Source organism: Bradyrhizobium sp. UFLA05-108, assembly GCF_059803455.1.
Map to the genome: position 1 here is coordinate 116,574 of NZ_JBANAZ010000010.1, position 14,063 is coordinate 130,636.

Here is a 14,063-nt window from a genome sequence, read left to right on the forward strand (position 1 = left end):
CTTCGCGCGGAGCTAACCGGTACATGATATCGCCCGTCCGGAAACTTCGCCCGTGATGCGTCCCCTCGATCCCGTGACTGCAAAGCAACGTACGGCTTACGGCCTCGCGTTCTTCGTGCTGTTCGTTGCCCTGTGGTCCTGGGCGACCTTCGGGGGCCATGTATCAAAAACCTTCCTCGCGAACCCGCTGACCATGGTGCAGGAAGGCTTTGAGCTCCTGACCCGGCACGGCTTCCTGTTCGACATCGGCATGACGGTCTGGCGCGTGGTGGGCGGCTTTGCGCTTGCAGCCGTCATTGCCGTGCCACTCGGCGTGCTGATGGGCGCCTACAAGCCGATCGAAGCTTTCCTTGAGCCGTTCGTGTCCTTCGCGCGATACCTGCCCGCCTCCGCCTTCATCCCGCTTCTGATCCTGTGGGCCGGGATCGGCGAATTGCAGAAGCTGCTCGTCATCTTCATCGGCTCGGTGTTCCAGGTCATCCTGATGGTGGCCGTGACCGTCGGCGCCACACGGCGCGATCTGGTCGAGGCCGCCTATACGCTGGGCGCCAGCGACCGCGGCATCATCCGCCGCGTGCTGCTGCCCTCCTCGGCCCCGGAGATTGCCGAAATCCTGCGGCTGGTGCTGGGCTGGGCATGGACCTATGTCATCGTCGCCGAGCTGATCGGCTCATCGTCAGGCATCGGCCATATGATCACCGACAGCCAGGCCCTTCTCAACACCGGGCAGATTATCTTCGGCATCATCGTCATCGGCCTGATCGGCCTCGTCTCGGACTTCCTGTTCAAGGCATTCAATGCGTGGCTGTTTCCATGGAAGCTCGCATGACCAAGCTCAGGATCGATCAGGTTTCACGAACCTTTCCTGCCCGGGCCGGCCATGCGCCGACCAAGGCGCTCGAGCCGACCAGCCTGGACGTTGGCGACAACGACTTCGTCACCATTCTCGGTCCGTCCGGCTGCGGCAAATCCACCCTCCTCCGCATCGTCGCCGGTCTCGACCGGCCGACCAGCGGCAGCGTTCTGCTCGACGGGCGCGAGGTGAGCGGTCCCGGCGCGGATCGCGGCATGGTGTTTCAATCCTACACGCTGTTCCCCTGGCTCACCGTGCGGGAGAACATCGCCTTTGGCCTGCGCGAGCGCGGCATTTCGCAAGGCGAACGCGGCAAGATCGCGGACGCCTTCATCCGCCAGGTGGGGCTGTCCGGCTTCGAAAATCACTGGCCGAAGCAACTCTCCGGCGGCATGCAGCAGCGCACTGCGATCGCGCGCGCACTCGCCAATGATCCAAAGATCCTGCTGCTCGACGAACCCTTCGGCGCACTCGACAACCAGACCCGCGCGCTGATGCAGGAGATGCTGCTCGGGATCTGGGAGCGCGACCAGAAGACCGTGCTGTTCGTGACCCACGATATCGAGGAAGCGATCTTCCTCGGCAGCCGCGTCATCGTCATGAGCGCACGGCCCGGCCGTATCAAGGCCGAGATCGCCGTCGACCTGCCACATCCGCGCTCCTACAAGATCAAGACCACACCGGAGTTCGTCCATCTCAAGGAGCGCCTCGTCGAGGAAATCCGCACCGAGGCGTTGAAGGTTGCCGAACATGCCTGATCGTTCTGTCGCCAACGGCGAGCGCGTGCTTGCCGACCTCAACGGGCTCCGCGCCATCGGCGCCTACAAGACCGGCGTGCACAAGCCGACCCTGTCCGAGTCGCATCGCCGTTCGCTCGCATGGCTTGTCGAAAAGCTCCCCGAAGCGGGGCTCACCGGTACGATCGACGGCATCGGCAACGTCCTCGGCACGAGCACGCGCAGGGGACCGAAACTGCTGGCCGGATCGCATCTCGAAAGCCAGAACTACGCCGGCTGGCTCGATGGTCCGCTTGGTGTCGTCTATGCGCTGGAGGCCGCCCGCGTCATCAATTCCGATCCGTCGCTGCCCGGCGCGGTCGAGGTCGCGGCGTGGTGCGACGAGGAAGGGCATTTCGGGCATTTTCTCGGCTCGAGGTCCTATGTCGGCGGCGTCAGCGAAGCCGACATCGACGCTGCGCGCGACCGCACCACCGGGCAGAGCATGCGTGAGGCGCTATCCGATGCGGGTCTTGCCGGCCGCCCTCGCATCACTGCCGAACCAGGACGTCACATCGGATATCTGGAGGCTCATATCGAGCAAGGCGACGCGCTCGAGACGAGCGGCCTTGCGATCGGCGTGGTCACCTCGATCGTGGGCATCTGGCAGTATCGCATCAATTTCGTCGGCGAGCAGAACCACGCGGGCACGACCCGCATGGCCTCGCGCAAGGACGCAGGGCTGGCGCTGGCCAAATTCTGCGTGGCGATCGACGCGCGGTTTCCGGCCGTGGCCGGGCCGCGCACGGTGTGGACGACGGGCCGCATCACGCTCGATCCGGGGGCACCGAGCATCATCCCCGGCGGCGCCGAGATGCTGTTCCAGATCCGCGACGACGATCCGGCCGTGATCGCCCGGCTGGAGGCCTTGCTGCGGACGATGATCGATGAGACCAACTTGAGCGGCCCCTGTCACGCGACGCTGGAGCGGCTACGCACCGGCGTGCCCGCCAAAATGCATCCGCGCTTCCAGGAGGCCATCGAAGCTGCGGGCAAGGCCTTTGCGAACGGACGCTCCGTCCGCATGCCCAGCGGCGCCGGCCACGACGCGCAGGTTCTCGCCACCATCATGCCCGCGGCAATGCTGTTCGTGCCCTCGATCGGCGGCATCAGCCATCACTGGACCGAGAACACGGCTGACGCTGATCTCATCACCGGCGCGCAGGTGTTCGTAGACGCCTGCCGGCGCATTCTCGCGGGATGAGCGCGAAGCGGCCGTCGTCGCGCGACCATGTCGGTCGCTTGCAAGCCCTCGCCATATCTCGTTGCTCAATTTGCAGGGCAACCGAGCGGACCTTTCAAGACGTCACCTTCCGTCTTCGCCGCGTACGGCGCAGAAAGCGCCGTCTTCCCGAGAATCAGATCTGCCGCCTTCTCCGCTATCATGATGGTCGGCGCGTTCGTGTTCGATGAGGTGATACGCGGCATCACTGAAGCGTCGCAAATCCGCAGACCATCGAGGCCACGAAGGCTCAGCGACGGATCGACCACCGCCAGCTGGTCAGTGCCCATCCGGCAGGTGCCTACAGGGTGATGATCAGTCTTGCAGGTCCGATACGCATAGTCGGCGAGCGCGGCTTCGCTTGTGGCGGCAACACCGGGCATCCGCTCGACCATGACGAACGGCTCGAGCGCGGGTTGCCGGAGAATCTCGCGGGCCATCTTCAGCCCCTCGATCGCTGCCGAGCGATCACGCGCATCAGACCAATAGTTGGGATCAATCAAGGGCGTTGCGGAAGGATCGCCGCTCGCTAGCCGCACCTTGCCACGCGAGCTCGGCCGCAAGAACGCCGAATTGAGCGTGACGCCTGCATGCTCAAGCTTCTCCACGCCCGCCTCGATTCCCGAGCCGAGCCCGAGATGGAATTGCACGTCCGGCCATTCCAGCGCTCTCGTCGCCGGGTCGGCGTACCAGAAGCCCCCGGTCTCAAACAGGGTGGACGCAACCGGTCCGCGCTTGAACAGCAGATATTCCAGTCCCGCCCAGATCGTGCGGTGCAGCTTTACATAGCTGTCGTATGTGAAGTCGCCCTTGCACTCGGCAATCGCATAGAGGTCGAGGTGGTCCTGAAGATTCTCACCCACACCCGGCAAATCGTGGATCGGCCTGACACCGACTGCATTCAGATGGTCGGCCGGACCGATCCCCGACAGCAGGAGAAGCCGAGGCGATCCGATGGCGCCGCACGCAAGGATAACCTCTCGCTCGGCCCGAACCATCTCCCGTTGCCCTCGACGTACCGTTTCTAGTCCGACAGCCCGCCCATTCTCGACCACGATCCGCGTGCTGTAGGCGCCGGTCAGGACGGTGAGATTTGGTCGGCGACGGATCGGCTTCAGATAGGCGGTCGCGGTCGAGCACCGCCGCGCGTCTCGCACCGTCACCTGGTAGTGCCCGACGCCCTCCTGCCGCGCGCCGTTGAAATCGGGATTATAGGGCATCCCGTATTCCTGCCCCGCTCGCAGAAAAGCTTCGCTGATCGGCAGCGGGTTGATGGGCACCGAGACGCCGAGCGGACCACCGCGCGCATGGTAGGCGTCGACGAAGCGCTGGTTGTCCTCGGCGCGCTTGAAATACGGCAAGATATCCGAATAGCTCCATCCCGTCGCACCATCCGCTGCCCAGCCATCATAGTCTCGGGCATTACCACGGGTGTAGACTTGCGCATTGATGCTGGAGCCGCCGCCGAGCACCTTCGCCTGGGTATAGCGCAGCACGCGCCCGCCAAGATGGCGCTGGGGTACTGTCGAGTATCCCCAGGAAGCGATGCCCTTGGTCATCTTGGCAAAACCCGCCGGCATGCTGAACAGCGGGTTGTTGTCGCTGCCGCCAGCCTCGAGCAGGAGCACCCTGGTCGACGCATCGACGCTCAGTCGATTGGCGAGCACGCAGCCGGCGGAGCCGGCGCCGACGATGATGTAATCGTAAACCGTCATCTCATGTCCCCATGGATACGAAGATCATGGGTACGAAGATCATGAGTTCGAAGATCGGTCCTCGCAACATGATCTGCGACGCGCAACGCCTGGGCAGCGATCGTCAGTGACGGATTCACCGCTGCCGAAGTGGGCAGGAACGACGCATCGACGACGAACAGATTGGGATGATCAAAGGCGCGGCAGAACGGATCGAGTGGTGATGCCGCGGGATCGAGCCCGATGCGCACCGTCCCGCACTGATGCGAGGGCGTGCGCCGGTCGAACGCCTTTGACAGCACGATCGGGTAACCTGCAGCACGCAGCCGTTCCTTCAATGCCGCCACCAGCGCCAGATGGGTCGCCCAGTTCGAACGCTGCCAGTCGAGCCGGATCTTCGCGCCATCGACCGTCACGCGACTCTCCGCGCTCGGCAGATCCTCGCTCATCGCGTACCAGTCGACCGCATGCCGGCTCATCAGCCCAAGCGCCAATTCCGGTGCGAGCGGCATGCTGGCCTTCAGAATCGGCGCGGTGACACGTCCAAGCAACTGGATGTTGCCGAGCGGCGGCCCGCCGTGCCCGTCATCGAGATAGAAATCATTGATGCCGATCGTCTTCTGGTAGATCGAGTCGTTGACGACGCGCGGGTCGATCGCCAGCACGGCCGAAGCATTGTGGTTCATGAAATAGCGGCCGACTGCATCGGAGCGGTTCGCGATGCCGACCTTGGACGAGCGCAGAAGCAGTGAGGCCGAATTGACGGCGCCCGCCGCGAGCACGACGATCTCGGCACAGATCATCCTGCGCTCACCGGCCTGGATGACTTCGACGCCGGCGATGCGTTTGCCGTCCGGCTCGGCGACAAGCCGCTCGACCTGCGTACCTTCGCGCAGCTCGACATTGTCGTAGGCGAGAGCACAGGCAAGCCCGCAGGATTCGGCATCCATCTTGCCGTGCCCGGCGTCCGGGAATGCATCCCAGGGCGTCTTGGCGCGTTTGAGCCATGTCTCGATGTCGATACCAAGCGGCAGTGAAAACGGATTGAGCCCGATCTTCTTGAGCCGCTGCCGTACCGCTGATATCGCGGGCTCATCCGGCACCGGACCAAATGGATAAGGAGCCGAGTGAAAAGGCTCCGAGGAATCGTCCCCGAGCGCGCCGCGCACGTTGTAGAGCTGCTCCGCGCGGCTATACCATGGCTCCAGTTCGCAATAGCTGAACGGCCAGCCCGGCGTCGTTCCCTCGCGGTGCGCGATAGGCGCGAAGTCCTCCGCGCGGTAACGGATCAGCACCGCCCCGTAGAGCTTGGTATTGCCGCCGACATAATAGTAGTTGCCGGGGTTGAAGGCCTTCCCTGCCCCATCAAGCCAGGACTCCTGTGGCCGGAACACCCCGCGCTGGAAGATCGCCCTCGCGTCCCGCGCAGCCTCACAGTCGCGCAAACGCTGGCCGCGCTCGAGGATCACGATCCTTGCGCCGGTCGGCGCCAGACCCGCGGCAAAGGTCGCACCGCCCATGCCCGATCCGATGACGAGGACATCGGCTGTCTCCGTGGTCTTCATGCAGCTCTCGCAGCGCTCGATCAGATGCGGCGTGTCGTCTCTGGATCGAACAGCACCGCCTTGTCGAGGTTGAACGCGAAGGTGTGCTGTTGTCCGAGCCGGACGTCGGCATCGGCTCGCATGCGAGCGGTCACCTCCTTGCCCGCGACCCGGATGACGACATAGGTATCCGATCCGGCAGGTTCGATGATCTCCACACCTGCATCGAACCGGACCACCGATCTGGCGTTGCGGTCCATGCTTTCGTCATCGTTCACGGCCTCGGGACGAATGCCGAAGATCACCTTGGCACCGTCCTTGAGCGCGGTAGCATCCGCGCTCGCCGGTACCGGCAGCATGATCGATGAGCCATCCTTGCGCGCGAGCGCGATACGCTGCTGGCCATCCGCCTGGGTAACGGTACCCTCCAGCAAGTTCATCGCCGGCGACCCCATGAAGTCCGCGACAAACATGTTGGCGGGACGATTATAGATCTCACTCGGGCTTCCCACCTGCTGCAATTCGCCATTCTTCAATACGGCGATCTTGGTCGCCAGCGTCATGGCCTCGATCTGGTCGTGCGTGACATAAACGATCGTCGTACCGGTCGTCTGATGCAGACGCTTGATCTCGACCCGCATGTCGACGCGCAGCTTGGCATCGAGGTTCGACAACGGCTCGTCGAACAGAAAGACACTGGGGCGTCTGACGAGCGCCCGTCCCATGGCGACGCGCTGTCTCTGTCCGCCGGAAAGCTGGCTCGGCCGGCGCGACAGGAGATGTTCGATCTGCAAGGTCTTGGCGACCCCGGCCACCGCCTTGTCGCGCTCCGCTCGGGGAACACCGCGCATCTCCATGCCGAACCCGATGTTCTCGGCGACCGACATGTTCGGGTAGAGCGCATAGGACTGGAACACCATTGCGATGTCCCGCTTTGACGGGTGCAGGTTATTGACGACGGCACCGCCGATGCGGATTTCGCCCGAGGAGATCCCCTCAAGGCCTGCAATGGTGTTGAGCAGAGTCGATTTACCGCAGCCTGACGGACCGACCAGCACCAGAAAGCCGCCCTTCTCGAGCGTGATGTCGATCCCCTTCAGAACCTCGATCGTCCCGAAGCGTTTGCGAAGCGAGCTGATCTCGAGCGTGGCCATCTCTTCATCCCTTTACGGCGCCAGCCATCAGGCCGCGGACAAAATATCGACCGGCAATGACATAGACGAGCAGCGTCGGCGCGGCGGCGATGATCGCGGCCGCCATGTTGACGTTGTATTCGACCACACCCGTCGAGGTGTTGACGAGATTGTTGAGCGCAACCGTCATCGGTGCGGTATCGCCGGCCGCAAAGGTTGAGCCGAACAGGAAATCGTTCCAGATATTGGTGAATTGATAGATCACGGTGACGATGATGATCGGCGTGGAGTTCGGCAGCAGGATCCGGCGGAAGATCTGGAAGAAGCTCGCACCATCGATCATCGCGGCCTTGATGAGTTCGGACGGAAACGCCGCGTAATAGTTGCGGAAGAACAGGGTGGTGAATCCGAGGCCATAGATGACGTGCACGATCACCAGATTGACCGTCGCGTTGCCGAGACCGAACGACCAGCCGGTCAGGTCAGCCAGTTCGACCCCGATGCGGCCGAGCATACCGAGGATCACGGCCATCGGGATGATGACCGACTGGAAGGGGATGAAGCAGGCGAACAGCATCATGCCGAACACGAGCTTGTGGCCGGGAAAGCTCCACTTGGTCAGGACGTAGCCGTTCAATGCGCCGAGCAGAGTCGAGATCAGAACTGCCGGAACGACCATCTTCACCGAGTTGAAGAAATAGCCACTGATCCCGCGCGTCTCCGACACCCCGATGCGTGCCTCGCCCCATGCCATGGACCAGGGCGCGAACGTCAGGTGCCGCGGGAGAGCGAACATGTTGCCGCCGGTGACCTCATCCAACGGCTTGAGCGACGTCATCACCATGACCAGGAGCGGCACGAGATAAACGAGCGCGAACAGAAACAACAGGCCATAGATGACGATCCGTGTCGTCCGAGAATGACCCGGACCACGGCGCGCCGGCGCTGACGTGATCAGATCCGCGGCGCTCATCGGTTCTGCTCCCTGGTTTCGGAGTAGATGTAGGGCACCATGATCGCCGCGATCGTCATCAGCATGATCACCGCGCTGGCCGATCCAACCGCCATCTGGTTGCGAGTGAACGTATAGGAGTACATGAATGTTGACGGCAGCTCCGCCGCCCCGCCGGGGTTCTTGCCGGTCACCGACAGCACGAGGTCATAGGATTTGATCGCCATATGGGCCAGAACGATCAGGGCCGAGAAGAAGACCGGGCGTATGATCGGAATGACGATGCGGCGGTAGGTCTGGTAGGTCGAGGCGCCGTCGATCTGTGCCGCCTTGAGGATTTCGCCATCAACACCGCGCAGTCCCGCAAGAAACATCGCCATGACGAAACCCGAGCTCTGCCAGATGCCGGCGATCGCGACGCAATAGATCATCATCTTCGGATCGACCACCCAATCGAAATGGAAGCTGGTCCATCCCCAATCGTGCAAGGCGTTTTCCAGGCCGATACGCGGATCGAGAAACAATTTCCAGGCCGTGCCGGTCACGATGAATGACAGCGCCAGCGGATAGAGATAGATCGGCCGCAAAATGCCTTCGCCGCGAATCTTCTGATCGAGCAGGATCGCCAGCAACAGGCCGAGAAACAGGCAGAAAAAGATGTAGAGGCCGCCGAACAGACCCATGTTGACGAGGGCGGTGTACCAGTTCGACGGCGGGTCGGTCTCGAAGGTCCAGTTCCACAGCCGCACGTAGTTGGTAAAGCCGATCAGGTTTGTGGTCGGAAACGCCTTCGAACTCGTGAACGACAGAAACAGGGTCCAGAGATTGAAGCCGTAGACGAAGACCAGCACGAGCAGGAACGACGGCGCCAGCACAAGCCTTGGCAGCCAGTCCTGAAGCCTTCCGCGCAGAGACGGGCCGAGCTTCCGCCGGGCCATTGCGGTTGCCGCCTCGCGTTCGGTCATCGCGGTCATGATGATCCTCCGAAAGCCACACCCCGCCGCCGCGACGAGCCCTGACGGCGACGCAGGCGCAGCGATGACTTCGATTTCAATAGCCTCTCCCGTTTACAGAGCAGAGCAAACGGGAGAGGAGCCGCTGCGCCACTACTTGGCGGCGTTGATTGCCTTCACCAGCTCAGTTACGGCGATATCCGACGTCTTGATGCCGCCATGCATGAACTTCGTCACGACATCGTAGTACGCCGTGGCGATGGCTGGCGGCTGGGCGTAGTTCTGGGCGAGCGAGCCGAAGAACGTTCCCTTCGCGTTGGCCGCCTTGACGTCCGCGATGCCCTTCTTTCCGCAGATGTCGAAGGCCGCATCCGAAACATCCAGTCTCGCCGGCACGGAGCCCTTGATGACGTTGAACGCCGACTGGACTTCGGGGCTTATCGTCACCTCTGCGAGTGCAAGCTGCGCCGCCTGGCGGTCCGCCGGGACCTTGAAGAAGGCGAACATGTCGGAGTTATAGAACACCGATCCGTCCGTCCCCGGGAAGCGGTAGCACAGGAAATCCTTGCCGGCTTCCTTGTGGGCTGCTGCGAACTCCCCCTTGGCCCAGTCCCCCATCACCTGCACGAGCGCATCGCCCTTGATCACCATCGCGGTGGCCAGATTCCAGTCGCGACCAGTGTAGTTCGGGTCGACATAGTCGCGCAGCTTGGCGAGGTTGTCGAAAGCCTTCTTCATCGTGTCCGACTTGAGCGCGCTCTCGTCGAGATCCACGAACGCCTTCTTGTAGAACTCGGTGCCACCGGTCGACGCGACGATCGAATCGAACATCGTCGCTTCCTGCCAGGGCTGGCCGCCAAGCGCGAGCGGAACGACGCCGGCTTTTTTCGCCTTGTCGAGCAGTGCGACGAATTCGTCGAAGTTCTTGGGCTCCGTGCCGCCAATTTTCTCCATGACGGCCTTGTTCAGCCAGATCCAGTTGACGGAGTGGATGTTGACAGGAACGGCGCCCCATTTGCCGTTGGTCTTGGCGAACTTCTGCAGCGCCGCCGGGATGAGCTTGTCCCAGCCCTCCTTGTCGGCAAGCTTGGAGATATCGGCAAGCGAACCTTGCTCGGCGTACTCGAGCGCGTAGTAGCCAAGGATCTGCGATGCCGTCGGCGGATTGCCCGCGGCGACATTGGCCTTCAGTGTGGTCATCGCCGCGCCACCGCCGCCGCCAGCAACCGGCACGTCCTTCCAGGCGTATCCCTGCTTGGCGACGGCCTGCTTAATGACGTCGAGCGCGGCCGCTTCGCCACCTGACGTCCACCAATGCAGCATCTGCACTTCCTTGATGTCCGCCGCGTGCGCCAGCGTCCCATAGCTGATGGTGACGGCAGCCAAAGCCGTCGAGATCAGAAATGCGCGGAACTTCATACGCGTGTCCCTTCCCTTTTTTGGTCGTTTCCTGCCGGAAGCGGTCCGGCACCGTTTCGAGAGGCCGGTTCGGCTCTTGAATATCATTATCGTTGTCGTCTGCGGTTGCCGCCGAACCCATAAGAAGCGGCCCGCCTTCCGAAGCTCCTTTCCTAGTGTCCAACAAAACGAGGGGCGCGCTTGCCCCTGAAGGCGGCAACGCCCTCGGCGAGATCATCGGTCGTGGCGGTGAGCGCGCCAGCAAGCCCTTCGATGGGGGCGTCACTGTCCTCCCCTTCGGCCGCATTAATCATGGCCTTGACGATCTGCACGGCAAGTGGGCCGCGCGCGGCAACGTCAGACGCCAGGCTTTCGGCGCGTGTCAGTGCTTGGCCATCGTCGGTCACTTCGTCGACCAGACCGAGCTCGCAACCTTCTTCGGCGGTGAACAGACGTCCCGTGAGTGCCATGCGGCGCACGACGGAGGCGCCGAAGCGGCGAACCAGTCGCTGCGTTCCCGACCAGCCAGGCGCCATGCCCAGTCCCGTCTCCGGAAGCCCGAGCTTGATGCCGCGCTCGGCGATACGTATGTCCGCCACCGCGGCGAGTTCCAGTCCACCGCCGAATGCGTGGCCGGTGAGCGCCGCAATGAGCGGCACGCGCAGGCGCGCCAGCGCCTCGAACGCGCGATGGCCCGCACGCGTCCAATCGCGCCACATGTCGAGCGCCGGCAAGCCGCCCCAGGCTGCAATATCGCCGCCGGCGCAAAATGCCTTGCCTTCGCCGAACAGGATCGCCACGCGGGTCTCGCGCGAGGCCTCGATGGCCCGCGCCGCCTCGCCGAGCGCCTCGATCATGTCGCGATCAAGCGCATTGAGCTTATCGGGGCGCTTGAGGCCGAGACGGGCGATCGATCCCTGGAAGGTCAATTCGACAAACGGGCTCAAGCTGCCCTCCGCAATTCGAGGCCAATCGGTTCGGGACGGAACAGCACGGCCGGCATCAACTTGAGATTGCCCGCCACTCGCAGTGGGAATTCCGATTGTGCAAGCACGTCACGCTGCAAGTCAACACCGGGCGCGATCTCGACGACTGTGACGCCTTCGGGCTCGAGCCTCAAGACGCAACGTTCGGTGACGTAGACGATCTCCTGCCCCTGCGCGACCGCCTGCCTGCCCGAAAACGACACCTGCTCGACCTCGTTGACGAGCTTTTTGACTTTCCCTTCCCTGGCAATCCGCAACGAGCCATCGGCGATCTCGAGGCCTGCGCCCGCGGTGAAGTAGCCGGAGAACACGATCCGCTTGGCCCGCGCCGTGATGTCGACAAAGCCGCCAGCCCCGGCCGTCACATGGGGACGGAGGCCGAGCTTGGAAACGTTGACCGAGCCTGAGCGGTCGATCTGCAGAAACGAGAGCAGCGACATGTCGAAGCCGCCACCCTGGAAATAGGTGAATTGATGTGGCGACTGGACGATCGCCTCGGCATTCGACGCACAGCCGAACTGAAAATCGAGCAGCGGAACACCGCCGATGGCGCCCTGCTCGATCACCCAGGTGACCGCACCGTGCCGGCCTTCCTCGATCAGAATACGCGGGACGTTGGCCGAAATGCCGAACCCGATGTTGACGGCGTCGCCGTCGCGAAGCTCCATCGCGACGCGACGTGCGATGGCTTTGCCGACGTCGAATTTTGGCGTCTCGAACGAGGCGATTGGCCGAAAGATCTCACCGGAAATCGCGGGCTCATACGGCGTGTTCGTGGTCTGGAGTTGGTCCGGAGCCACGACGATCACATCGACGAGCACGCCTGGCACGACCACGTCATGAGGACGCAAGGTGCCGGCAGCCGCAAGGCGCTTGACCTGTGCGATCACGAGGCCGCCATTGTTGCGCACGCTCAGCGCCTGGTCGAGCGGCCCGAGAATGCCGCCCTCGTGCTCGTACGAAAGATTGCCGCGTTCGTCCGCAGTGGTGGCGCGAATGATCGCGACCTGCGGAATGATGCTCGGGAAGAACAGCCAGTCCTCGCCGGCGAAGTTCACCCGACTGACGATCGGCTCGGAAGCAGCCTTGCCGTTCATTGCGCAGCCTTCACGCGCTGGGTCGACGAAGGTGTCCATGCCGACCTTGGTCAGCACGCCCGGGCGCTTTGCAGCGGCTTCGCGGTGCATGTCGAACAGGATTCCCGACGGCACATTGTAGGCGGGAATGCTGTTCCCCGAGATCATCTCCCAGATCGCGGGGGGAGCGGCCGAGGAAGGGCCGGACGGATAAGAGCCGGCCAGGACCTTCTTGAGGCATCCAGGCTTGGCGATGTGATCGATGCCTTTGACGCCCCACATGTCGCCAGCAGCGATCGGATGCAGCGTCGTCAGGTTGCGCGGGTGGCCGTCGGCTTCAAATCTTGCGCCGATGGCGGCGAGCACCGCATCCGGGCAGCCCAGCCCGGATGACGAAGAGACCGTCACGACGGCACCGTCGGGTATCAGATGGGCCGCCTCAGAAGCGCTCAAGACCTTCGTTCGTGCCATAGTCCGCCTCAGGTCGCCAGATCGATGGGCGTCTCGTGCCCCGTTCGTGCAGCCTCACGCGTCGACAGCGCGAGGCTCAGAGACTTGATTCCATCCTCGCCCGTTGCAGAGGGTGCCCCACGGCCCGCGACCGCATCGCCGAAGAGGCGCACCGCCCGCAGATAGAGATTCTCGTGCGCGACCGTGAGCTGCCTCTCGCCGTCTTTGGTCCGCAGCAGGACCTCGCCTTTCGGCTGCTGGGTCATACAGTCGATCCCGATCAGCGACCCCTCTTCGCCGTGGACCTCGAAGCCGGTCACCGCGTATCTGGTCGTGAAGGCGTCGTGGAACTGGGCAATCAGCCCGCTTTCAAAGCGGACGACCCCCATGACGCCGTCTTCGAGACCTGCCTGGCCCATACCACCCCGCGAGGTCATCGCGGTCACGGCAACAGGCTCCTCGTCGAGCACGAAACGCATGGTGTCGGCATCATGAACGGTGATGTCGAGCACCACGCCGCCACCCGACCCCGGCCGCTCGATCCGCCAGCCCTGCAGATGCGGCGGCAGGTAGACCGAATGAAACACGCGGGCAAACAGCGGCTTGCCGATGTGGCCGGCCTTGATCGCGGCATGAATTGCGCGATGGGTGGCCGCATTGCGCAAATGATGGTTCGTCCCCATTTGCACGCCCGCCGCCTTGCAGGCCGCAACCATCCGCTTGGCATCCGCCAAATTCAGTGCGAGCGGCTTCTCACACAGAACGTGTTTTCCGGCCGCAGCTGCGGCCAGCGTTTGCGAGCAATGATGCTCGTTCGTTGTCGAGATATAGACCGCATCGATACCGCTTCCGAGCAACGCCTCGAGATCCGTCGTTGCGGTCGCGATTCCATTCTCGCCGGCAAAGCGCTGCGCGCGCTCCGGATCGCTGCTCATCACGGCTACCACCTCGCCATTCCCCCCGCGGATGGCCTCGATCACCCACTCGCGCGCGATCGTACTTGCACCGATCAATCCCCAACGCAGG

Annotated in this window: 12 protein-coding genes; 3 read left to right on the top strand and 9 right to left on the bottom strand. The window is 63.2% G+C overall.

Annotated elements, in window-relative coordinates; genetic code table 11:
• Positions 1-55 precede the first annotated feature (55 nt).
• The 3 genes from SO140_RS10290 to SO140_RS10300 are packed head-to-tail and all read left to right on the top strand — an operon-like array spanning position 56 to position 2,833.
• Positions 56-829, top strand: a complete 774-nt coding sequence (locus SO140_RS10290; protein ID WP_027525944.1) for an ABC transporter permease — start codon at positions 56-58, stop codon at positions 827-829.
• A complete protein-coding gene (locus tag SO140_RS10295) occupies positions 826-1,611 on the top strand; it encodes an ABC transporter ATP-binding protein (RefSeq protein WP_449378043.1) in 786 nt (261 codons plus the stop codon). The genes SO140_RS10290 and SO140_RS10295 overlap by 4 nt, the downstream gene beginning before the upstream one ends.
• Positions 1,604-2,833 (top strand): Zn-dependent hydrolase, encoded by a 1,230-nt coding sequence (locus tag SO140_RS10300; protein WP_449378042.1) that lies wholly within the window; start codon positions 1,604-1,606, stop codon positions 2,831-2,833. Before SO140_RS10295 ends, SO140_RS10300 begins: the two co-directional genes overlap by 8 nt.
• A 65-nt stretch (positions 2,834-2,898) precedes the next feature.
• Here SO140_RS10300 and SO140_RS10305 read toward each other — a convergent pair whose 3' ends face one another.
• From SO140_RS10305 to SO140_RS10345, 9 genes are all read right to left on the bottom strand, one after another.
• Complete coding sequence (locus tag SO140_RS10305; RefSeq protein WP_449378041.1) at positions 2,899-4,566, bottom strand: GMC family oxidoreductase; 1,668 nt, start codon at positions 4,564-4,566, stop codon at positions 2,899-2,901.
• Positions 4,563-6,110 (bottom strand): FAD-dependent oxidoreductase, encoded by a 1,548-nt coding sequence (locus SO140_RS10310; RefSeq protein ID WP_449378040.1) that lies wholly within the window; start codon positions 6,108-6,110, stop codon positions 4,563-4,565. Before SO140_RS10310 ends, SO140_RS10305 begins: the two co-directional genes overlap by 4 nt.
• A 20-nt stretch (positions 6,111-6,130) precedes the next feature.
• Positions 6,131-7,243 (bottom strand): ABC transporter ATP-binding protein, encoded by a 1,113-nt coding sequence (locus tag SO140_RS10315; RefSeq protein ID WP_449378039.1) that lies wholly within the window; start codon positions 7,241-7,243, stop codon positions 6,131-6,133.
• Positions 7,244-7,247: 4 nt separating this feature from the next.
• The gene (locus SO140_RS10320; RefSeq protein WP_449378038.1) at positions 7,248-8,195 is read right to left on the bottom strand and encodes a carbohydrate ABC transporter permease; all 948 of its coding nucleotides are present in this window, start codon (positions 8,193-8,195) and stop codon (positions 7,248-7,250) included.
• Entirely contained in the window at positions 8,192-9,139 is a 948-nt protein-coding gene (locus SO140_RS10325; RefSeq protein ID WP_449378130.1) for a carbohydrate ABC transporter permease, read from the bottom strand. Before SO140_RS10325 ends, SO140_RS10320 begins: the two co-directional genes overlap by 4 nt.
• 141 nt (positions 9,140-9,280) lie before the next feature.
• Positions 9,281-10,546 carry an ABC transporter substrate-binding protein gene (locus SO140_RS10330; protein ID WP_449378037.1) on the bottom strand — a complete coding sequence of 422 codons (1,266 nt, stop codon included), beginning with the start codon at positions 10,544-10,546 and terminating at the stop codon, positions 9,281-9,283.
• Between the two features lie 152 nt (positions 10,547-10,698).
• Positions 10,699-11,472: an enoyl-CoA hydratase/isomerase family protein gene (locus SO140_RS10335; protein ID WP_449378036.1), complete on the bottom strand. Its 774-nt coding sequence runs from the start codon at positions 11,470-11,472 to the stop codon at positions 10,699-10,701.
• The gene (locus SO140_RS10340; RefSeq protein WP_449378035.1) at positions 11,469-13,058 is read right to left on the bottom strand and encodes an acyl CoA:acetate/3-ketoacid CoA transferase; all 1,590 of its coding nucleotides are present in this window, start codon (positions 13,056-13,058) and stop codon (positions 11,469-11,471) included. Before SO140_RS10340 ends, SO140_RS10335 begins: the two co-directional genes overlap by 4 nt.
• 8 nt (positions 13,059-13,066) lie before the next feature.
• A complete protein-coding gene (locus tag SO140_RS10345; protein ID WP_449378129.1) occupies positions 13,067-14,062 on the bottom strand; it encodes a Gfo/Idh/MocA family protein in 996 nt (331 codons plus the stop codon).
• Position 14,063: the final 1 nt, after the last annotated feature.